22 protein-coding genes are annotated in these 19,038 nt (G+C 36.3%); 15 read left to right on the forward strand and 7 right to left on the reverse strand.

Annotated features, from left to right (window positions below; translation table 11 throughout):
- Nucleotides 1-57: 57 nt before the first annotated feature.
- Nucleotides 58-285, forward strand: a complete 228-nt coding sequence (locus ACEPLT_RS07980) for a YceK/YidQ family lipoprotein (RefSeq protein WP_008500835.1) — start codon at nucleotides 58-60, stop codon at nucleotides 283-285.
- Between the two features lie 6 nt (nucleotides 286-291).
- Here the strand turns inward: ACEPLT_RS07980 and ACEPLT_RS07985 are convergent, their stop codons facing one another.
- Complete coding sequence (locus ACEPLT_RS07985) at nucleotides 292-681, reverse strand: MysB family protein (RefSeq protein WP_021240785.1); 390 nt, start codon at nucleotides 679-681, stop codon at nucleotides 292-294.
- Nucleotides 682-769: 88 nt separating this feature from the next.
- Between ACEPLT_RS07985 and ACEPLT_RS07990 the strand changes: the two genes are divergently transcribed.
- The 7 genes from ACEPLT_RS07990 to ACEPLT_RS08020 all read left to right on the forward strand — a co-directional run bounded on the left by ACEPLT_RS07990 (nucleotide 770) and on the right by ACEPLT_RS08020 (nucleotide 7,163).
- Nucleotides 770-2,563, forward strand: coding sequence for a recombinase family protein (locus ACEPLT_RS07990; protein WP_447088342.1), 1,794 nt, complete (start codon nucleotides 770-772; stop codon nucleotides 2,561-2,563).
- Between the two features lie 494 nt (nucleotides 2,564-3,057).
- A complete protein-coding gene (locus tag ACEPLT_RS07995; protein ID WP_191185298.1) occupies nucleotides 3,058-3,243 on the forward strand; it encodes a hypothetical protein in 186 nt (61 codons plus the stop codon).
- Between the two features lie 555 nt (nucleotides 3,244-3,798).
- Nucleotides 3,799-3,966: a hypothetical protein gene (locus ACEPLT_RS08000; protein WP_158236492.1), complete on the forward strand. Its 168-nt coding sequence runs from the start codon at nucleotides 3,799-3,801 to the stop codon at nucleotides 3,964-3,966.
- Nucleotides 3,967-4,038: 72 nt separating this feature from the next.
- Nucleotides 4,039-4,560, forward strand: coding sequence for a hypothetical protein (locus ACEPLT_RS08005; protein ID WP_191185299.1), 522 nt, complete (start codon nucleotides 4,039-4,041; stop codon nucleotides 4,558-4,560).
- A 54-nt stretch (nucleotides 4,561-4,614) separates the two neighbouring features.
- Entirely contained in the window at nucleotides 4,615-6,009 is a 1,395-nt protein-coding gene (locus ACEPLT_RS08010; RefSeq protein WP_191185300.1) for a hypothetical protein, read from the forward strand.
- Nucleotides 6,010-6,595: 586 nt separating this feature from the next.
- Entirely contained in the window at nucleotides 6,596-6,880 is a 285-nt protein-coding gene (locus tag ACEPLT_RS08015) for a hypothetical protein (protein ID WP_191185301.1), read from the forward strand.
- Between the two features lie 19 nt (nucleotides 6,881-6,899).
- Nucleotides 6,900-7,163, forward strand: coding sequence for a hypothetical protein (locus ACEPLT_RS08020; RefSeq protein ID WP_191185302.1), 264 nt, complete (start codon nucleotides 6,900-6,902; stop codon nucleotides 7,161-7,163).
- A gap of 17 nt (nucleotides 7,164-7,180) precedes the next feature.
- On the opposite strand, the gene ACEPLT_RS08025 is transcribed toward ACEPLT_RS08020, so the two are convergent.
- The 6 genes from ACEPLT_RS08025 to ACEPLT_RS08050 all read right to left on the reverse strand — a co-directional run bounded on the left by ACEPLT_RS08025 (nucleotide 7,181) and on the right by ACEPLT_RS08050 (nucleotide 12,072).
- Nucleotides 7,181-7,927: a hypothetical protein gene (locus ACEPLT_RS08025; RefSeq protein WP_447088343.1), complete on the reverse strand. Its 747-nt coding sequence runs from the start codon at nucleotides 7,925-7,927 to the stop codon at nucleotides 7,181-7,183.
- Between the two features lie 85 nt (nucleotides 7,928-8,012).
- Nucleotides 8,013-8,402: a hypothetical protein gene (locus ACEPLT_RS08030; protein WP_191185304.1), complete on the reverse strand. Its 390-nt coding sequence runs from the start codon at nucleotides 8,400-8,402 to the stop codon at nucleotides 8,013-8,015.
- A 433-nt stretch (nucleotides 8,403-8,835) separates the two neighbouring features.
- Nucleotides 8,836-9,840, reverse strand: coding sequence for a GTPase family protein (locus ACEPLT_RS08035; RefSeq protein ID WP_447088344.1), 1,005 nt, complete (start codon nucleotides 9,838-9,840; stop codon nucleotides 8,836-8,838).
- A 509-nt stretch (nucleotides 9,841-10,349) separates the two neighbouring features.
- A complete protein-coding gene (locus tag ACEPLT_RS08040) occupies nucleotides 10,350-10,859 on the reverse strand; it encodes a hypothetical protein (RefSeq protein WP_191185306.1) in 510 nt (169 codons plus the stop codon).
- A 59-nt stretch (nucleotides 10,860-10,918) separates the two neighbouring features.
- On the reverse strand, nucleotides 10,919-11,329 hold the full coding sequence (locus ACEPLT_RS08045) for a hypothetical protein (protein ID WP_447088345.1): 411 nt from the start codon (nucleotides 11,327-11,329) through the stop codon (nucleotides 10,919-10,921).
- A gap of 179 nt (nucleotides 11,330-11,508) precedes the next feature.
- Nucleotides 11,509-12,072, reverse strand: a complete 564-nt coding sequence (locus ACEPLT_RS08050; RefSeq protein WP_447088346.1) for a hypothetical protein — start codon at nucleotides 12,070-12,072, stop codon at nucleotides 11,509-11,511.
- 35 nt (nucleotides 12,073-12,107) lie between these two features.
- On the opposite strand from ACEPLT_RS08050, the gene ACEPLT_RS08055 reads away from it, so the two are divergent.
- Genes ACEPLT_RS08055 through ACEPLT_RS08085 form a run of 7 tightly spaced genes read left to right on the forward strand, consistent with a single transcriptional unit; the run spans nucleotide 12,108 to nucleotide 19,038 of the window.
- Nucleotides 12,108-12,653 (forward strand): terminase small subunit, encoded by a 546-nt coding sequence (locus ACEPLT_RS08055; RefSeq protein WP_224752980.1) that lies wholly within the window; start codon nucleotides 12,108-12,110, stop codon nucleotides 12,651-12,653.
- A complete protein-coding gene (locus tag ACEPLT_RS08060; RefSeq protein ID WP_191185309.1) occupies nucleotides 12,568-14,457 on the forward strand; it encodes a terminase gpA endonuclease subunit in 1,890 nt (629 codons plus the stop codon). Before ACEPLT_RS08055 ends, ACEPLT_RS08060 begins: the two co-directional genes overlap by 86 nt.
- Nucleotides 14,458-14,474: 17 nt before the next feature.
- Complete coding sequence (locus ACEPLT_RS08065) at nucleotides 14,475-15,011, forward strand: hypothetical protein (RefSeq protein ID WP_191185310.1); 537 nt, start codon at nucleotides 14,475-14,477, stop codon at nucleotides 15,009-15,011.
- Nucleotides 15,011-16,504 (forward strand): phage portal protein, encoded by a 1,494-nt coding sequence (locus ACEPLT_RS08070; protein ID WP_447088347.1) that lies wholly within the window; start codon nucleotides 15,011-15,013, stop codon nucleotides 16,502-16,504. The genes ACEPLT_RS08065 and ACEPLT_RS08070 overlap by 1 nt, the downstream gene beginning before the upstream one ends.
- Complete coding sequence (locus ACEPLT_RS08075) at nucleotides 16,455-18,284, forward strand: phage major capsid family protein (protein WP_447088348.1); 1,830 nt, start codon at nucleotides 16,455-16,457, stop codon at nucleotides 18,282-18,284. The genes ACEPLT_RS08070 and ACEPLT_RS08075 overlap by 50 nt, the downstream gene beginning before the upstream one ends.
- Nucleotides 18,285-18,299: 15 nt before the next feature.
- Nucleotides 18,300-18,599: a hypothetical protein gene (locus ACEPLT_RS08080; protein WP_447088349.1), complete on the forward strand. Its 300-nt coding sequence runs from the start codon at nucleotides 18,300-18,302 to the stop codon at nucleotides 18,597-18,599.
- 1 nt (nucleotide 18,600) lies between these two features.
- Complete coding sequence (locus ACEPLT_RS08085) at nucleotides 18,601-19,038, forward strand: hypothetical protein (RefSeq protein WP_047955448.1); 438 nt, start codon at nucleotides 18,601-18,603, stop codon at nucleotides 19,036-19,038.

Raw genomic sequence — 19,038 nt, forward strand, 5'->3', positions numbered from 1 at the left:
CACCTCCCACCAACTAAAATACCGGCATAATCGCCGGTATTTTTTTAGAGGTTACTCATGAGAATCATCATCGTCGTTCTGATGGCATGCCTGCTCAGCGGCTGCGGCAGCATCATCAGCCGCACCATTCCAGGGCAGGGCCACGGGAATCAGTATTACCCGGGCGTGAAGTGGGATCTCCGTGACTCCGCATGGCGCTACCTCACCGTGCTGGATCTGCCATTCTCGCTAATTTTCGACACGCTGCTGCTGCCGATCGATGCCAGCCACGGTCCTTACGAGTAGCGTAAATTAACGCTCGTCCCACTCATCGGCTGCGGTTTGACCTTCTTCCGTATCCAGCGGTGGCTCGAGCTGAAATTCGCCCTCATCCCACTCGTGCAATGTGTTCTCTTCCAGCCATTCCTGCCGCAGTTCGATTTCATCATAGTCACCGTCAAAGACGGCCTGCGCACCTTCACCGCTCAGGACCGGCAGGCATTCCCCTTCTTCACCTTCATCGGCAAAGAATTCGGCCTGCCACATAATATCCCCATCCTGCAGAACGTATTTCTGGATATTAAGTTGTTGCACGTCAGCATCTTCTTCTTCAACGCCGGGGTTGTCGGCGAGGAACTCTTCACGAGCGGCATCAATAGCTTCTTCCAGCGTACTATAGAATACATATTCTTTATCGGACATAATGAGTTCCTCAATGATTATGTTTATCAAATGTATAGGTGCATGAATGCGAACTGTCAAAGCCTACATCTATAGTAGGGTATCGAGCTTGCAGCAGGTTGATGCTTTTGGCTTAGATCGCCAGATTAGTACAGTATTAGACTTCCTCGAAAACGCTAAACTACCCGCTGAATTAGGGTATCAGCTTGATCCAAGCAATCATGAAGTACTGGAAAGTGATAAAGGATTGTCAGGCTACGCCGGACACAACTTCACGAAGGGGTCATTGGGGCGGTTCAAGGAACGTGTAAGATCAGGAGAAATTACTGAAGGTTGTCTGTTGATTGAGTCCGTGGACCGGTTCTCCAGAAAGCAGGGCTATGATGCAATCGATGAGTTTACTTTTCTGATCAAACGTAACATTGATATTGTTGAAGTTGAAACGGGGCAAATCTACAGCTATAAGCTCGATCACAAGTTATCTGCATTATCCACAAGTATTGAACGTGCTCACCAGGAATCGAAGCGAAAAGCCCGTATTAGTATGAAGTCATGGAAGCATCGCAAAGAAGTATCTTTAGCAAATGGGGTGGCTCTAAACAACAACACACCAGATTGGTTGTCACTCAGTACTGATAAACTGTCATATGAGATTGACTATCACAGAGTAGAAACTATTAAACGAATCTTTCAGATGTATCGTGATGGGTACGGGGTGACTCATATCGTAAAGGTACTCAATGATGAAGGTAACAGGTACAACGGCAAAGGTTGGAACACTGTCACTGTATATAACAAATTACGTGATCGTCGTCTTAATGGCTTTCTTGTGGGTAAGTACAAAACCATACCCAAAAAAATTAATGAAAGTACTAATGAAGCCGAAAAGAGAATTTTAGAGAATTTAAAGATCAAGAAAGAAGCACACGATAATGCTAAGCGTATCTATCCGGTAGTTGTTGATGATGATCTTTTTCTAAAAGTCCAATCATTGATGGATAGGAATGTTTCAAATAAAAAGCAAAGAAGCACTACAACAAAACAACGGAATTTATTTAACGGCCTAACTAAATGCTATGAGTGCGGTAGTCCTATGATCGTTCAGAGTATGTCAAATGGGAGGCAGTACTTACGATGCTATAGACAACGTACTAAAGATGAAAAGTGTAATTCAAAGATGCTGAGGTACAGCGTTACGGAAAAAGTTTTATTAGAACATATAAAAGGGTTGGATCTGGATGATATTTATGGGGATAAAACACAAAATTATTCCGTGGATACCCTAAAAAATCTTCTTCAACAAACCAACAACAAATTATTAGAGCTTAATGAAAAGATTAAAAGTGCAAATGATGAAGAGGAATTGTTTGCGATAATGGAATTTAAAAGGAAAAGAAATATAGAAAAGGAAGATTTGATCGCAAAAATTAACTCAATCGAAAATGCAAGTGAAGTAGTTCGGCTTTCATATAATTATGATGTCGGTGAAATTTCAAATCAAGATAACACCGTCCTTAGAAGAAAAACAAATGAGAATATATCAAAAGTAGTAGCCTCAATTAAATGTTTAAGAACTGACTCAAGTTACATAGGTGCTTATTATTCATATGATATCACTTATCATAAAGACATACTTAAGCATCTACTATTAACCGATAACAGTGGGGCACTGTTAAGTGAAATCAGTATCTATCAAAAGGACAATGAACGAACTTATATCGTCAAAGAAGACAAGGAAATGGTATTCAGAGTCGAGTCAAACGGTGATGTATGGGTATTGTATGCAAGTAGAAAGAAAAGCATAAGTGATCTTTTGCATTACATCAATGTAATGATGGTTGGTAGAGAACCTGATAGTTTTGCTTATGTTCTGAACGAAGACATGATTGAATGGATTGATTGAATTTCAAGCTCAGGCCTCATTTTCTCTCTTGCTATAGTGAAAACGTGAGGTTCGGCTGCTGGGATTTTTCTCTTGTAAAACAATTAGTTATGGTTATTTAAGGGTAAAATTTTGAAAATTGTTAAAAAAAAGGAGAAAATATTTTGAGAGGTTTTGACGAACATAATGCATGGAATGATAGTCTTACATAACACAAGTAACAACAAAAATCAATCTTTTTAACTTTAATTTCGCACCCCTCGGGGTTTATTTTTTACTCGCATACAAAATATCATGCATGTACTAAGTTTGTCAAAATAAAGCTATTTTTAGACTTAAGTCAAATTTGACTGACAACCTCTCAATATATACCATTAATATTGTCAACACGTTGTGCTGATAAAAACTGAACAATTCTTTATCAAACGCATAAAGCCTACTGGTCAGGTAAAGTGTGTCTAAAAAAGAAGAGATGTAGTTGTTCAAATTTCAACCAAAAATAAAAGGAAAAAAAAATGGCTATAAAAGCACGTAAAATTTTAGTGGTAGGTTCTATCGATAATGAAGTACCTATGTATAAAGAAGCAGTTGAATTCTACGATACTGATACTAATAAAAATGTAGATCCGACAAAAACGGATCTAACGGAAGCTGAAGTTACTCAAATGACTAATGATGCTTTTGATGGAAAGAAAAGCTAAAATAATATTAGCGAGCTAATTATTTAATAATATCATCTATGATATTGCCTCCTGTTTATAATTTTTATAATAAATAATATTATAAGAACAGGAGGTTTTTTATTATGAAAAGTTTTATGGAAGTACTCGCAGCCATTCTTTACATTTTAGTTATATTCCCCATGTACATAGTCTGTTCAATCTTCTTTATGGTATTATGTATCATTACACTACCTTTGAAGATACCAGTGATTAATAGATGGGTTAGGAGCTACCTGAAACGGGAAAAATAAACATGGTATAATATAGGTATCAAGTACTCAATGCTGTTTCCCAACTTCTTCAGTACTCCCAGATTGAATCAACAATAAGGATTTAAAAATCCGTGAAACGATTTTGATTTAAATCCTATACTACTAATGTCTTCAAGATATCTCACATGTACCGAAGAAAAATAATAAATAATATATGGATTGTGACTCATCTATCTTTCCATTGAAAAGAAACCCTACGCCGTAGGGTTCTTTTTACATGGGATTTATTACGAAATCGAAATCATTTAATAAGGAAAAACAAATGAAAAACAAAAAGGATGTAAAAACTAATTGTGTGACCGTGCGATTAACTGATGCTCAGTTAACCGCATTGCAGGAACTATCTAAGAGTGGTGTCTGCGAGCGTGAAACACTCGCAAGTGCTTTTCAGCACCTACTGACGCAATTCATTATTTTGAAAAAAGGCTAATGCTGTACGCCTAATAAAGTTATAGCAAATGGTGAGACAGGATGTTTCACCACAAAAGAAAGGAATCTTAAAATGGAAAGAGTAAATGATTTAAAAAATGTACGTGAACATATTGATTATCCTCATCTAAAAGAAGGTCGCAAGGCATTCAATAATATGTTCGATAGAACGCTATATAACCCTGATTATGCTGATGTAAGTATTGGTGAAGGTTTTAGCAAACTAACATTATTCTTGGATTGGCATGAACAGAATTATGAAGAGCATTGGCAACTTGATAAAGATATACTAAATCCATGTTCACGAGAGTACTCACCTCAAAACTGTATGTATGTTCCTCCTGAAGTTAACCAACTCTTCAAAAGTACCAAACCTGGTAAGTACATGAAAGGTGTTGAAGCATCAGGTAAGAAATTCAAAGCATATTGTAGTGTTGATGGGAAAAAGATTTGTTTAGGTACTTATCCCACAGAACTTGAAGCACATGAAGTACATATGAAGTGGCGTAAGGCACGTTTGATAGAACTCTCTGAGAAGTACAAAGATTATGAAAAACTAAGTGCGGCACTATTAGAACACGCCAACAAAATTTAATAAAAAAGGCACTACGTGGAGGTAGTGCCATAAAATATATGGAGATATTATATAATGTATAACTATTTATCGAAAAATAAAATGAAGTTTATCAGCGGTGATTGTGGTAGTGGTAAAACACACTCGTTGGTACAGCAAATTTTACGAACACCAGATAACTATATTGTTGTGCAGGGTACATTACATCTTACACAGCAGACCGCAAAAGATTTAGGTGAAGTGGCAAAACTAATCACATCAGTAAATTCGAAAAATGTTCATGAGGATATGGTTGAGTTTCTACTAAACCCTACACACCGTGTACTTATAATAACTGATATTGCTTTCCTAAAGATACGTGATATGACGTTACTACAAAAATGGAAAATCTATCTTGATGATGTTGTTTCTTTCCATCACTTTGCTACTCCTAATACAAACCAGAAATCACTTATTGAGAATGAGTTGTTTCATAGCTTTGAAGCAGTAGGTGATAATCACGTAACGGCTAAACCTGTCACTGATTTTGATGATGTAGTACTTGAAAATGCCGCTAAAGCGTTTGCTTTCGTGCAGCAGTACGATCACTTCCTTTTCAATGCACGTTTCTTTGAGAAAGTAGGTGGTACTAATCAGTACAAGCAGGAGAAAGACCAACTACAGGTTATGTCATGGGTAAACCTAAAACGCTTCATGGGGCTTGATATTACCTTTATGGCTAATGACTTTGAGAACACCCTTGTGTACTTGTCCTCACCTGGAAGTTTTGAACGTACTACCCTAACGCTAAGACAGCGTACAGTACCACTAAATCAACGCATGAGAGTACATTACTTTAGTGATGTACCTTTGACGGCATCACTACGTTCAAACTCCCCAGAACAGTTTGAGAAGGTTTTAGCATGGGTAAGAGAGAACCTTACTGATTACATCTTTACCGTGAACAGCGATCAGAGTGAAAAGGTACTTAACGGAAAGTATGTACCGCCTAAAAGCCGTGGTATCAATGATTACAAGAACTATACAAAAGCCGTTTGGTTAAGTAGTCTCAAACCTTCCAATGTAGAAGTAAAACAGTGTGAACTAATGTTTGGTCTTACATACGAACAGATAGTACAGGCACGAGAGAAGGAAGAACTTTATCAATTCGTACAACGTACCAAACTACGCGATTACGAGAGTGATGAAGTAGTAGATGTCTATGTGTTCGATAAGGAGCAAGCACTATCACTTTCAGATACACCTATCTTCATAGATTTAGGAATTGAAGTAACGAATAGTGCAAAACCAGTTAGTACATTTGTTCCATTGAATTTAAGTACTTCACAGAAAAAAGCATATCAACGCATTACCCTTCAACAATTTCCTACAATTGAATCATTCAATAAATGGATGAATAAAAAAACACAATTAGTACTCAATGAACAGCAAAGATTACATTTTGTCTCGAAGTATAATTCACTCCTGTGAAAACAAAAAATGTCTCTAAAAACTATCTAATATGATAGGTAATAAAAGGAGACAAAATTAGGAAAAAAACATCGAACAAGAACAAAAAGAACGGGCTACGCTCGTTCTTTTTTTCGCAGTGAGTTCGACATAAGGCGGTTGCTTGCAACTGCCTTATCGAGATTAATATGAAGAAGCACAAACGCTAACGCGTTCGGCTTTGAATTTCTATTTGTATGTACTCGCCTGAGTAGTTAATGTACTTCTTCTTGAAAGTACCTAATACTTGCGAGTACATACAAATATCATTCAATTTCTTTTTGCACTAAGTACATACAAATTTCTTTTTTATTAAGTACACAAAAGTAGGGGTCGGCAATACGTGCCTAAAGTATTTCGCTGTACCGCTTCGCTCAAAGGGCGGGGTATCGGGCTGTTAAAGCCCTTAATGTACTTACACATACCATGTAATTTTTCTATCCAAAGGGGTGAAATTCTTTGTACAGAAACTTCATTTGGTGAATGTTATTGACTGCATTTCGTATTAAACAAATAAATACAATAACAATCAAGAAGTGACTTATTAGAAAAGGGAAAGGAAAACCTAATGCATAGAAAATATTTGAAGTTATTGAGATATAAGATGGTTCATGGTGAATCTTTTATCGATGAAGTAGAAGCAGTACTGTACAATCCTTTTGCCTATTCTGAATATAGACTTAAGGTATTAGTACCGAAAGATTATGATTTTGAACTGATTGCTGATTATCTTTATTTTATAAAAGATTCAAATAACGAGAGTGATGATTTAGTAGTTACACTAATGGCAATTTATGTAAAAGAAGACGTTGAAAGATTCTTAGAGCTTGTAAGTACTGGTAATGATATGTGAGGTACTTAAAGTGATTAGAATGGAATTTAACACATACGATGATGGTACATACTACTTTCTCTATGTTAACGAGGATGTACGAATTGAAACAAACGGCGTTTCAGGCATACAGTTAGAAACGCACGATTCAAAAGTACGCGATTTAGGCGATCCATACATGTACTTATTAAACATCACTGAATGCAAAGACGAGTACTTTAATGAAAGTCTTATCAATCCGTTTGTAGATGAAGTGATTAAAGCAGTACAGGTACTATGTGCAAGTTTAGATATGGAAAAGTAATGAATGACACCCCTCAATCAGGGGTGTTTTTGTTTCTTAGGTGTGATGAAGTCTGAAATTGGTTTGTTTTTGTTATAGATTTCGTTTATATGTTCTGTGAGTGATGTATTAGTTTCTTTTACTGTTTTAAGCATGTCATCAATTTTATCTGTGTATTTTTTTCGTTGCTCAGGTTCGAGTGAGTATTCAATCATAATGTCTTCATATAAGGCATATAACTGCTCATATGTCTGGTAATAAATTTCACTTGCTGAATTTAACTTTGATATTGTGGTTTGTGCAGTGTCACTAAGTTCGTAGTTGATACGTTCAACAGTATTAAGTTGATTAATAATGGCACTTGATTCCTGCTGGAACTTAATAGACAACTTATCTAATTGATCTACAGTATCAATAATAAACAGGTTAGTTGGTGTACCAGTGCCGACTGTTTTCTTAAAGTTATGTAAAACTGCACTGATTGAAGTTTGAAAATGTAAACTGGTTGAACGAATATCAGGAAGATCATTAAAAATACTCTTCTCAATGATCCCGTAAGCAATATCATAATGCTTTTGTGCCATCCATTCAGGTACTTTCCGATACGCAAAATAAGCTACAATTAGAGTACCTAACGTTCCGGCGGTGTTCAGCCAATCTGAGACTGATCCAAGTTCATATCCTTTAGGAGTAGAAATATATAGGTTTATTAAAGCTAAAAGCTCAATGAATAGAATAAAATAAATTGTTGTGAGAAGTGTTTTTTTTAATTTCTTGCTTGCCATAGCAATAATAACCGATAGAAGAGTGTACGAACTTTACCGGTTCAATTATGCCCTTTAGAGCATAATTGAACCGTGATGATATAATTTAAAACTTCAAGTTATCGAGAATATCATTAATGTGTTTTTCTTCTTCTACTTCTCTATCCCGTTTGAGTTTAAAATATTCGTTAACATCCTCGAATGCTTTTTTTAATAAGTCGATAAATTCTTGAAGTGAATTTACATATGTCTTTGAAGTTGATATAGCGAGTGTTGCACCTTCAAAATTACATGGTAATACTAATCTTGTATCTCTGGTTGAACGAACATGCTCATTAAATCTCTCTATCCATCTTTCGGATGGAATAGCGGTAAGTTCAAAACTTAAAACATCAAAATACGGGGTGTTATTGTAGTCTTTTTGAACTGGTGAAGCGTCTCTGTGTAGACTTTCAATACTAACTTCATCAGATGTTAAGTTAGGCATTATTAACATAATTTATCCACTATTATTGAGTTGTTAACCAAGAGTCAGAATAACTATACTTTACGAATGGAAACGCAATCAAGTACACTCTCTTGTTCACGCCCCCCACAAATGGTGGTTTGTTGAATGTGTGTGGGTGGGCGTGTACTCAAAATGGTAATTCACCCTGGCTAAACCAATCATCTTCTTCATGAGCCTGATACATTCTGTACTCAGCATCCAAAAACGATAACCCCTCAATTACAGTACCTAATGGTTTCTCGTATATAAGTACGAAACAATCCCTTTTCTGTATCGATAGTTACATCAAAATTGATGAAGAATGAAAAGTATACTGATGATCCCCTGTTCAGTACCATCTATTCGGTGTTTGTTACCAGGTACTGTCCAGGGGGAATAATTAACTAACTATCGATGAATCAGATAATTATCTTAAAGAGAATCAAAACCACGAGTCAAAGAAGCTTGAGATCTTGTCGCAAACATAATCTTTGGCTTTTTTAAGAGGCTCTTTCACAATATTTGGAATTGGAGCATTATCTATAATGGAATCAAGGACATCTTTTACTGCTTCGGTAAACCCCTTTTTTGATTCTTGTTTAACCTCTTCAGTTTTATTTTCTTCACGAAGAGTACTATACACCGCAGCTTTAGAACGCTTTGGTAATCTTAAAACCATTTTCTTGACAAGATTGCTGATGTTGTATTTTGACGGAGCCGATACCGCGATACATCCATTATTATTCTCAAACAAGCGATTGTAAATATCAATTTCTTTACGCTCAAGATTTTCTATTTGTGTAGCAGAAGGGCGTTTCTTAGAGCCATCCCATTCGTATGAGGGTTCAATCTTGTCAGCTTGGTTTATTACAAACAAGATTTTATCTTCAGCACTAAGCGGCTTAATAACGTTTTTATAGAAATTTTCATCAGGACCGAGTGCTCTGTCGTCAGCTTTGATCACCCATAAAACCAAGTCAAGTGTTGGTATTAGTTCTTGATAAAGACTCTGATACTCGATGTCTCTTGCTTCACTTTCACCCACTCCTGGCAAATCAATAAGGGTAAGTTTTCTGCCCCCAACATCAATTTGTAACTCTTCAAGTTTTCTTGTGCAAGCCTCAACATGGCTAACTTTACAAACATCTTGCTGGAATATTGCATTACATAATGACGATTTACCTACGCCGGTTTTACCCATAACGCCAATACGAGGTTCATAGTCTATAACTTCTGTCAGTTTTTTCTTAGTATAACGAGAAATTTCAGGAGGTAGAGATGATAAAATATCATCTAAAATTTTAGACTTTTTATTGGCAGTATTATCATCATGTTTATTGCTACTATCAGTTTCATTTTCATTAGCACTTGGCATTTCTGAAAGACTTTTGGTGGCATTTTGAACTGCTTCAAGTTGCTTAGCAATTACACTTGACCATAATCCCATTTCAAACCCTTATGTATTAATTGATGTTTGTTATTTTATAATGATTAATTAACAAAATGTCAATTGGTTTCCACTATGCATTTATAGTGGCAACTTAAGTTAAATTAACTTGATTGCTAATGAAAGATATTATAGTACAATAAATAAAGCTTTTCATTACTGCAAGCTTACCGAACTAAACAGTGCTTCAAGCAATGCTAATACATAGGAACTTATTGAGCGAATTAGAATCTTATTAGGTATTCAATGAAAGGCCATTCTTACTTATACATAAACAGCACCATTACAAACTTTAAGTACTGCGATAATGTGATTGCACCCCTACAGGATAAGAACCATCACCAGATGCTACGAGCGGCAAGAGCTACCAGTACTTCAGAATGCGGGAGTATCAGCAGTACAAGGTTATTTGTACAGGTCAGTTCTATTCCATAAAGTTAATAGTTTGCTATAGATCTCAATAAATGAAGCCCTACCAGTTTTAAGCTTGGTAGGGCGTCATTTAACATTTAATTGAAGTTATAAGATAATATTTCGCCAGTTTCGCCATTGAATTTGCAGGAATACTGGACATTCTTATATGCACCAAATCCATTCTGTGCTTGAGCTTGGTCACCATACATTTCAATCACTTTTGAATCTTTACTAACCCATGCGTAAGTTACAAAAGCAGGGTTGGTAATCGAATCCTTCCATTTAAAGTCATACTTAGCTAATTTCTCGATAGCTCGCTGGCATTCATAAACAGGATTGTGGTGATTTTTTGCATAGCCAATCGGATTCTTATCTTCTTCTGCTTTACGTGCTTCCTGTTGAGCATCTTCTTTTGCTTGACCTTCCTGCCCCCAAATACCAAAAATTGCGACTGAGGAAACAAAGAAAACAGGTATTGCAAGTAATAAGCCTACGAAAATGATACTACCTTTCTCCCAATCCTTTTTTGTACCCTTATGCTTAACCCATTGATAGGCAGCAATAGCTATTGCTGCGGCTATAAACAGACTTGCTTGTAGATTCATATTCATTCCTTGCCATAAAAGAGCTATGAAATTGTCATTATGTAATTAGCGGCTATCATTTACTTGGTGTTCTTCTCAAGCATTTCAATGATTAGCTTTTTAGTTTCGATAGAGCACAAAGCCACGTAGCTTTCTTCATCATTAGAGTTAATCTTTTCGATGCGTGTACTTAATTCTTTAATGAATGAGTCGCTTCTAATTAACTCAACAACTGAGTTAGCAAACTCTTCTTTTTTCTTTTGAGAGTAAAGAGAAGGCATGAGATTACTCACCGCAACTGATGTAGTCTGCCATTTTTCTGGACTAACTGCTTCTTCAGTAGCTTTCCTTAGATCTTCTTCTTTTTTCTTTTTGAAGAAACGTTTAAAGCCAAGTGTAAGAGTTAGAATAACAGCATTTATAATTTGCTCTTGAACAGACTTTGGTAACTTAGTGAACAACTCAAAGAACTTTAAGATCACAGTCAGCATAAAACTAACCTCGTATGTGTGTAGATCGTAAAGATTATCATAAAGTACTTAAATAGTTCAATCACCAAAAATGGTAAATAAACAAAATAGGTTCTCCCTGAACTTTTTAAAGACCGCGTAGTTTCGCCACCGGATATGAACATTTGTGTGTGAACGAAATAACTATACCCGCACCGCAGTCAAAAAAGAACAACGCCAATTTCATTTAATTCACATTGGCAATTATATCTTACTGGACACTCACATAATTTAAAAACAGCGTAAGAGCCATTGAGTTCTTCACTAACGTACTTTTCCATAAAATCGATATCATCTGGTTCACAAAAAAGATGAAACCCGACACCGAGATAATTACGCATTTTGTAGTCACAATGTTTAATAGCATTAATTTTCTTTTGGTCGGCAGCTAAGCCCCTAACTAATGGTGCAACACGTTTAGTACATTTGAACTCTATAAAAATATAATCATCAGAGGATGAGAATTTTTCACGCAGAATCAAATCTACTTTAGCAAGTCTGCTATCAGGGTAATCTACTGGATCGAGGTATATTGTGACTTCACGATGTAGTTCATATTTCTTTTTTGTAGTGAGATAATGAGCAAATTCTATTTGCAGCCATTTTTCCCAATCATTAGTTTCTTTTTCAACAAAAGAATGTAGCCTTTTTTTTATCTCATCTTTCTTCAAAAACCCGTTCAGCAATTTTACTAACAGAGAAAAATCATTGTTACGGTCTGACATTGTAAATCCTATAAATAAAATAAAAAGGATTAAATATGGATATCTCATTAAGATCATTAGCGAGACAGTACGGATACGATGAATCTACAGTTCGAACTTGGGTAGAAAAGGGAATGCCGACTGGCACTGATTCTAACGCAAGAAGTTGGATTGTAGATAATGTACTAAAGCCGTTGCGTGATACTAATACAAAAGAACGAATTGAACAAGAACGTTTGAAGAAACTTTCAGCAGAAAGGCAGTTAGCAGAATTAGAATTAGCAGAAAAGAATGGGCTAGTGGTCAGTACTGAATATGTAGAACAAGTACTAACAGAATATCTATTCCAGATCAAAACAGCAGTACGTGCAATACCATCAAAAACTTATCTTGAATTATTTGCACAATCAGATGCAAAGGATTTACGCGATGTATTAAGAACGCATATTGATAAAACATTATACCAATTAGGCTCAATGGAATTTGAGCTACCCGATGACATGGAAGTATTAGAGGATGGAAACAAACAAAAAGAAATTAACGAGGGTTCTGAAGAAAGTACTACCAACGATACAACCGCCGAAGATTCAGAAAACCAGTGAGTGGATTAGTAATGGTGTAATTAAATTTGTTGATGGGCCGAATATGGGCCTTGATTGGATACCCTTTAGTTTCCAAAAAGAACCAATGGATATAGCTCAAGAGAGAAGTACTAAAAAGATTGTACTTCAATCATGTTCACAGCTTTTGAAAACAACAGTACTTCAATCAATAGCTTTTAGTCTAATGGCAAATGATCCCTGTAACTTTGCTTTTGGTAGTAGTTCTGAATCAGAAGTGAAGAAATTCAAGGATGGTAAATTTCTTCCAGCAATTGAAACAAGTGAAGTACTAAAGCCATTAGTAACCGATAAGAATGATAAGAACGCCGCCAATAACTCTAAACAAACACAAATGGTGAACGGTACTTTTATCTATTGGTTAAATCTCAACACGCCGGGGAACCTTCGCGGTATCACAACCAGGTGTGTTCTGTTAGATGAGGTCAGCAACTGCGAAATTACTGATGAAGGGAATCCAATAAAATTAGCAGAAGCACGTACCAGTACCTTTGGTAGTGATTCATTGGTGGTTGTATCCTCAACACCTTTGTATAAAGATGATTTAATTAATGCGGAATATAACCTATCTGATAAACGCCGTTACTTTGTTACACATTCTTGCGGTCATGAGTATATTTTTGAATGGGAGCAGGTAGCATTCGAATTTAAATATTTAGAGAATGGTAGAGCAATTCCAGATAGTACAACTACCCGTTTAATATGTCCGTGCTGTGAACAGGAAATTGGTGAACATACACGACATCAAATGATTGATAACGGGCGATGGGTTGCAACTAATCCAGATGGTGAACCTGGTGTAGTAGGTTATCAAATCAGCCGTATGTATTCCCCATTGAATACGATTACTGAAATGGTAAGTAAGTTTGCTGATGCTCTTTATAACTTCAATCTACAAACATTCTATAACAACGAACTTGGATTACCTTATGAGGATGAATATCAAAAGGAATTAGATATTCTCCAATTGGAATCACTACGCGAAGATGAATTTAACCTACATAAAATCCCTGAAAGTACGTTAGGTATTTGTATATCAGTTGATCAGCAAATTGATAGATGCGAAGCCACTATATTAGGCTTTGATGAGAAGAACATATATGTACTTGGTCACGAATTTTTCTATGGTCACGATGTAACTAAAATCGAATCACAAGCCTGGAAAGACCTTGATCAGTTCTGTAGGCAAGATTTCCGCACGGTAGAAGGTCGTTTAGTACCAACTCTCGCAGTATTCGTGGACAGTTCGAATGGTAACGCTACTGATACGGTTAAGAAGTTCACAGCACGTTGGGCTAAGTACCATCCTATTAAGGGTTCCAGCTCCACTACTGGTGATCTCTTCAAGGAATCAACACAGGCTGGTTACAAGCTACAGATCCTAAACGTACATGATCAAAAGAATACGATACGTAAACTTCTCAATCTGATGCTTAGTACTGAAGCAGATAATGCACCTGTGAAGCTCCGCTTTAGTAGTTCATTACCAACTGATTATTTTGAACAGCTATCAGCCGAAGAGTTAAAACCTGCTGGCGGTAAATTAGTATGGCGATTAAAGAAAGGCCAGAGAAGGAATGAAAGTCTTGATTGTCTTTGTTATGGTCTTATTGCTATTGCCTACGCTCAATCTAAATTAGGTAATCAACCATTTAAAAAATTACGCGAATATAAACAATCTGAAAGTAATAACAAAAACAAAATAAATAAAGCAGAAGAACCAAAAAATACACCTACCAGACGTAGACGTACAGGTATGGGTTCTAATTGGTTCGGCAAAACGTAAAATGATAAGGATATCAAATGGCAATTTTACCAGAACAAATTTATATGGTATCAAACCCGTATGAGTACTCTGTAACGATTCCTGCAAAAACAATTTTCGTAACTTCATATGTTAGTACTGGTCAATCTGTAACACTTGATAATCAATCAAGTGATGTTGAACGTGATTTTATTATCACGTTTGATCTTGCTATTTCATCAGAAAAACTATTCTGTACTCAGATTACTAACGGTATTGTTAGTACTTCTCAATGTGAAGTAATTGATCCAACAAGGCATACGGCAGAATACGCACGTATTCGCACAATGATTAGTGAAATTGAAGCAGTTATTGAAGCGAAAATACAAGGCGGTGCTAACTATAGCATTGCAATTAATAATAAAACATTAGTTAGTGAATCATTAGCCAATTTAGAAGCAATGCGTACACGTTATATTGAACGTGCTAATTCTCTGTGGGCTAAAATGAATGGTAAACCTGATTCCAATAAACCATTTAAGAGTATTACCGTATTCCGAGATCCTAACTATCCAAATCGTTGGGGGACTCGATAATGTGGTTTAAAAGAAAAAAGATTGATGTACAACCTGAAGTACGAACCAAGAAAACTGAAGTACGTGAACATTCTGGCAGAACACTGCAACGCGATTTGAATCAAATCAGAACTACAACAAATGGTATTAATGCTTTCAGCTTTAATGCTGGTGTTAGCTCAGTAAGTATTAACAATCTCATAAAATGGCATTTAGCAGAATGGCGTAATGAATCACGACAATCAACCTTAACAAACCCAATCGCACGTAAGTACATGATGTTATCAGTTGATGGTGTTGTAGGTTCTAACGGTATCTATGTAAAACCTTCAGTTGAACTTGATATTGATGAAAATGAAAAGCATCAAATCAATATGCAACTTGAAAAGCTTTTTGACCGTTGGGCTTATGATCAAACCCGTTTCAGTCTGGATAATTCAATGACGTTTGACCTCTTTACTCAGACTCTTGAAAAACACCGTGTGCGTGATGGTGAAGCCTTTGTAAGAATTCATAACTTTAACCGTACCATCAAAATAGAAATGATTGATTCAGGCAGGTTAACACAATTTAACAATGCATTACTCAGCAATGGAAGTTATATCAGCAACGGTATTGAGTTCAATAAATACAATCAATCAGTAAATTACTATTTTGCTAAATACAATCCGGTTACATATACATACGATGCAACGAGCTATGACGTAATTCCGGCTACTGAAATCCTACATTATTATGTGGCAGATGATGCTACGCAAAATCGAGGAATCCCCGATCTTATTGCAAGTACTAAAATCCTTTCAGATTTGAAGAACTTTCAAGAAGCGGCTTTATTAGCAAAGCGTATTTCAGCCAGTGTAACTACATTCATTACCAATAGCGGCAACAACGAACTGTCACTAAACGAAAGTGAACAAAGTACTGCTATCTACAATGAGTACTTAGAGCCTGGTGCTATTTTTGAATTAGGTGCTAACCAGGATATCAAATCTGTTGATCCTCGTAATGGTGTTGATGGTATTGCCGAATTCACAGATGTATTACTTGATAATATTTCTATGGGCTTAAACGTAACTAAACAAAGCCTAATGGGGAGTACTGCTGATGCATCATTTAGTGCAGCTAAATTAGCTGAACGTCTTCAGGCTACTACATTCTCAACACGTACAAATGTTCTTGTTAATAAAGTGCTGAAGCCAATCTATTCAGCATGGTTAAAGAATGAAATGCTAAATAATAATAAGTTAAATCTAAAATTCTCTGATTTCGATGATCTTGTTTGTGCTCGTTATATTCAAACTAAACCAATCTCACTTGATCCATTAAAGGATATTCAGTGTGAAGTGGCTGCTATTGATGCTGGATTGAAATCTCGTACACAAGTTATTAGTGAAATGGGCGGTGATCCGCGTCTCGTAATGCAAGAAATAGAAAGTGAGAAGAATATGAACAAGGAAGTTCAAAATGAAGTTCAAAAACCAGACGAGGGAATTAACCTTACCAACGGCGATTAATTCTGATAATCGTACCGTTGAAGTTGCTTTTTGTTCTGAAACTCCCGTAGCACGTGAAATAGAAGGGAAGTTATATAACGAAGTACTTCTATGTAATCCAGATAATGTAGACCTATCGCGTTTGAACAATTCAGGGGCAGTACTTTTTAATCATGACCGAGATCATTTGATTGGCAAAGTCCTATCAGCACGTATTGATTCAGATAAAGTAGGTCGTGCTGTATTACAGATTTCCAATGCTTCGGAAAAAGAATGGGAGCAAATCAATGAAGGCGTATTAACACATATTAGCTTCGGTTATACCGTAAATGATTACCGTATTGAAGGTAACATTATCTATGTAACTCATTTCACCCCATATGAAATATCTCTGGTAACTGTACCTGCTGATGTATCGGCTGGTGTTGGTCGCTCTTTGATAAATAAAAAAGAAGATAACCAAGAGGATATTAATGTCATGGATGACAATCAAAAAATGATGGAAGAGGGTACAGAGGAAGTACAGGAAGAAATTAATGAAACGCCTGAACAAGAAGCTGCTGAATCCGAATCTGAAAAAGTAATTACTGACGAAGAGCTTTTAGAAATGTTTTCTAATCGCCCTGAATTACTTAGCAAGATGTTAAATAAAAGCGATGTTGAAGAACAAAGCGTAAATGATTCTGAAACTAAAGAATCCGATTCTGAAGACGTACCACAAGAAAGTACTAATGAAGAAGTAAATACAAATGAACTGGAACGTAAGCGTGAATTGGAATCAATCGGCGAGGTTCTAAAAGTTGATGTATCTGAAGCCATCGAGAAAGGAATCTCTGTTGTGGACTTCAAGCGATCACTAAATACAAAAAAAAATCCAAATGATAAGGAAATCAAAATGGAAAAAACTGTTCTTAATGGCCTAATTCGTTCTTTAAGTGAAGGAAATTTTACAGGCAAAACTGAAATCCCTGCGGGTGATTTCGTGCGTACTTCTACCACTGTTGGTGGTACTGCTTTAATCAAAGAAGTTTACGCAGATTCGTATATTGACGTTCTACGTGCAAATTCTGTATTTGCTGGTTTACCTGTTCAGGTATTTGCAAATCTTGAAGGTGAAGGGAATCTGGTACTACCAAAACTAACTTCTGATTTCACTGATAACTTCGGTTATGTAACTGAAGGTGCTCCAAGCCCGTCATACAACGCATCTTTCGAAAAAATCACTCTGAAACCTGAGATCTTCACAGGTTCTGTAGAACTGACTCGGACTCTTATCAAATCAGCTAATACCGCTGAACAGTATATTCAAGATGCAATGGTTAAGGGTGCTGCTCTTAAACTGGAACGTCTAATTCTTGCTGATGCCGTGTCTAAGGCTCCAGCTGTTACTTTGACTGCTGCTCTTACTAAGGAAGATGTGATTGATGCTCTTGCTTCTCTTGCCGCTCATAACGTGCGTGTAGAGAACGTTGTAGCTATCGTACATCCTTCTACCGCTGCTGTTCTACGTACCACTCTTGATGGTGCTAATACCAGTGCCAAGTACCTTCTACAAGGTTACATGGGTGATGGCATCCTCGCTGATTCAGTACGCTTAGTTGAAAGTACTCAAGTTGCCGCCGGTTCTATTGTGTTTGGTGATTGGTCAAATCTGGTACTTGCACAATGGGGTTCTGTAACTATGGATCGTGACGATACCACTCAACGTAATTCAATGGGTATTGTGCTACGTACTTTCAGCTTCCAGGCACACGCATTTGCACATGATGAAGCATTCTTAGTTTTAAAACTAACAAGCTAATAATCAGGAACTAATATGAGAGCATTTTTTAGTAACTCACAATCAGAGTCACTACTTAATGCTTTTGGTGAAAAGCTCGTCATTGTTCAAGATGGTGTATCAATAACGATTACCGCTATTTTCGAACAAGACGAGCTTTTTTTCGATGATAGTCAAACTACCGTTACATATTTTAGTGCTAAGTCAGGTATCAAACTAAATAGCACCTTCAAAATCGATAGCATCGAATACGTAGTAAATAGGATAGATGATGATACAAGCGGTATCACTAATTATCACTATATTCGCAAAGTCGATTTAGAAGAGGAAATATAATATGTTTACGGCAGACTATAAAATCAGAAAGTACTTAATTAATAAACTCTCTCCAGTTACTAATTTACACTTTCCATCAAAAGCATCAGTAGATGATATTACTGTGGTTTATATTGGTGATTCTTCTGTACAACGTACTCAAGTATCTAAAGCAAACACAGTCATTAATAATCAAATTGTGCCATCAACTATTAGAAATTTATGTGAATTTCGTGTTGAGTTTGTGTCTGTCGGACAATCATATAAAGAAGCATCCGATGAAATTGAAAAAATACTTGAAGCAATTAATACGCCTGGTTTCTTTAATGAATTAAACCAGCAACTTCCAATGTCATTATTCAATGTACGTATTGAAGATAGCCTAATGACTACTCAAGCCGAAGCAACGGAAACCGCTTATGTACACACGCAAACTCTATCTTTTAGCTATGGGGAATAA

Source organism: Enterobacter sp. fkY84-1 (assembly GCF_052974705.1).

Coding starts and splice junctions, on each gene's coding strand:
- ACEPLT_RS08085 (WP_047955448.1), top strand. CDS start 18,601: ATGTTTACGGCAGACTATAAAATCAGAAAGTACTTAATTAATAAACTC.
- ACEPLT_RS08080 (WP_447088349.1), top strand. CDS start 18,300: ATGAGAGCATTTTTTAGTAACTCACAATCAGAGTCACTACTTAATGCT.
- ACEPLT_RS08045 (WP_447088345.1), bottom strand. CDS start 11,329: ATGCTGACTGTGATCTTAAAGTTCTTTGAGTTGTTCACTAAGTTACCA.
- ACEPLT_RS08035 (WP_447088344.1), bottom strand. CDS start 9,840: ATGGGATTATGGTCAAGTGTAATTGCTAAGCAACTTGAAGCAGTTCAA.
- ACEPLT_RS08010 (WP_191185300.1), top strand. CDS start 4,615: ATGTATAACTATTTATCGAAAAATAAAATGAAGTTTATCAGCGGTGAT.
- ACEPLT_RS08040 (WP_191185306.1), bottom strand. CDS start 10,859: ATGAATCTACAAGCAAGTCTGTTTATAGCCGCAGCAATAGCTATTGCT.
- ACEPLT_RS08005 (WP_191185299.1), top strand. CDS start 4,039: ATGGAAAGAGTAAATGATTTAAAAAATGTACGTGAACATATTGATTAT.
- ACEPLT_RS08075 (WP_447088348.1), top strand. CDS start 16,455: ATGAAGTTCAAAAACCAGACGAGGGAATTAACCTTACCAACGGCGATT.
- ACEPLT_RS08030 (WP_191185304.1), bottom strand. CDS start 8,402: ATGTTAATAATGCCTAACTTAACATCTGATGAAGTTAGTATTGAAAGT.
- ACEPLT_RS07985 (WP_021240785.1), bottom strand. CDS start 681: ATGTCCGATAAAGAATATGTATTCTATAGTACGCTGGAAGAAGCTATT.
- ACEPLT_RS08020 (WP_191185302.1), top strand. CDS start 6,900: ATGGAATTTAACACATACGATGATGGTACATACTACTTTCTCTATGTT.
- ACEPLT_RS08055 (WP_224752980.1), top strand. CDS start 12,108: ATGGATATCTCATTAAGATCATTAGCGAGACAGTACGGATACGATGAA.
- ACEPLT_RS08050 (WP_447088346.1), bottom strand. CDS start 12,072: ATGTCAGACCGTAACAATGATTTTTCTCTGTTAGTAAAATTGCTGAAC.
- ACEPLT_RS07980 (WP_008500835.1), top strand. CDS start 58: ATGAGAATCATCATCGTCGTTCTGATGGCATGCCTGCTCAGCGGCTGC.
- ACEPLT_RS08000 (WP_158236492.1), top strand. CDS start 3,799: ATGAAAAACAAAAAGGATGTAAAAACTAATTGTGTGACCGTGCGATTA.
- ACEPLT_RS08015 (WP_191185301.1), top strand. CDS start 6,596: ATGCATAGAAAATATTTGAAGTTATTGAGATATAAGATGGTTCATGGT.
- ACEPLT_RS08025 (WP_447088343.1), bottom strand. CDS start 7,927: ATGGCAAGCAAGAAATTAAAAAAAACACTTCTCACAACAATTTATTTT.
- ACEPLT_RS08060 (WP_191185309.1), top strand. CDS start 12,568: ATGGAAACAAACAAAAAGAAATTAACGAGGGTTCTGAAGAAAGTACTA.
- ACEPLT_RS08065 (WP_191185310.1), top strand. CDS start 14,475: ATGGCAATTTTACCAGAACAAATTTATATGGTATCAAACCCGTATGAG.
- ACEPLT_RS08070 (WP_447088347.1), top strand. CDS start 15,011: ATGTGGTTTAAAAGAAAAAAGATTGATGTACAACCTGAAGTACGAACC.
- ACEPLT_RS07995 (WP_191185298.1), top strand. CDS start 3,058: ATGGCTATAAAAGCACGTAAAATTTTAGTGGTAGGTTCTATCGATAAT.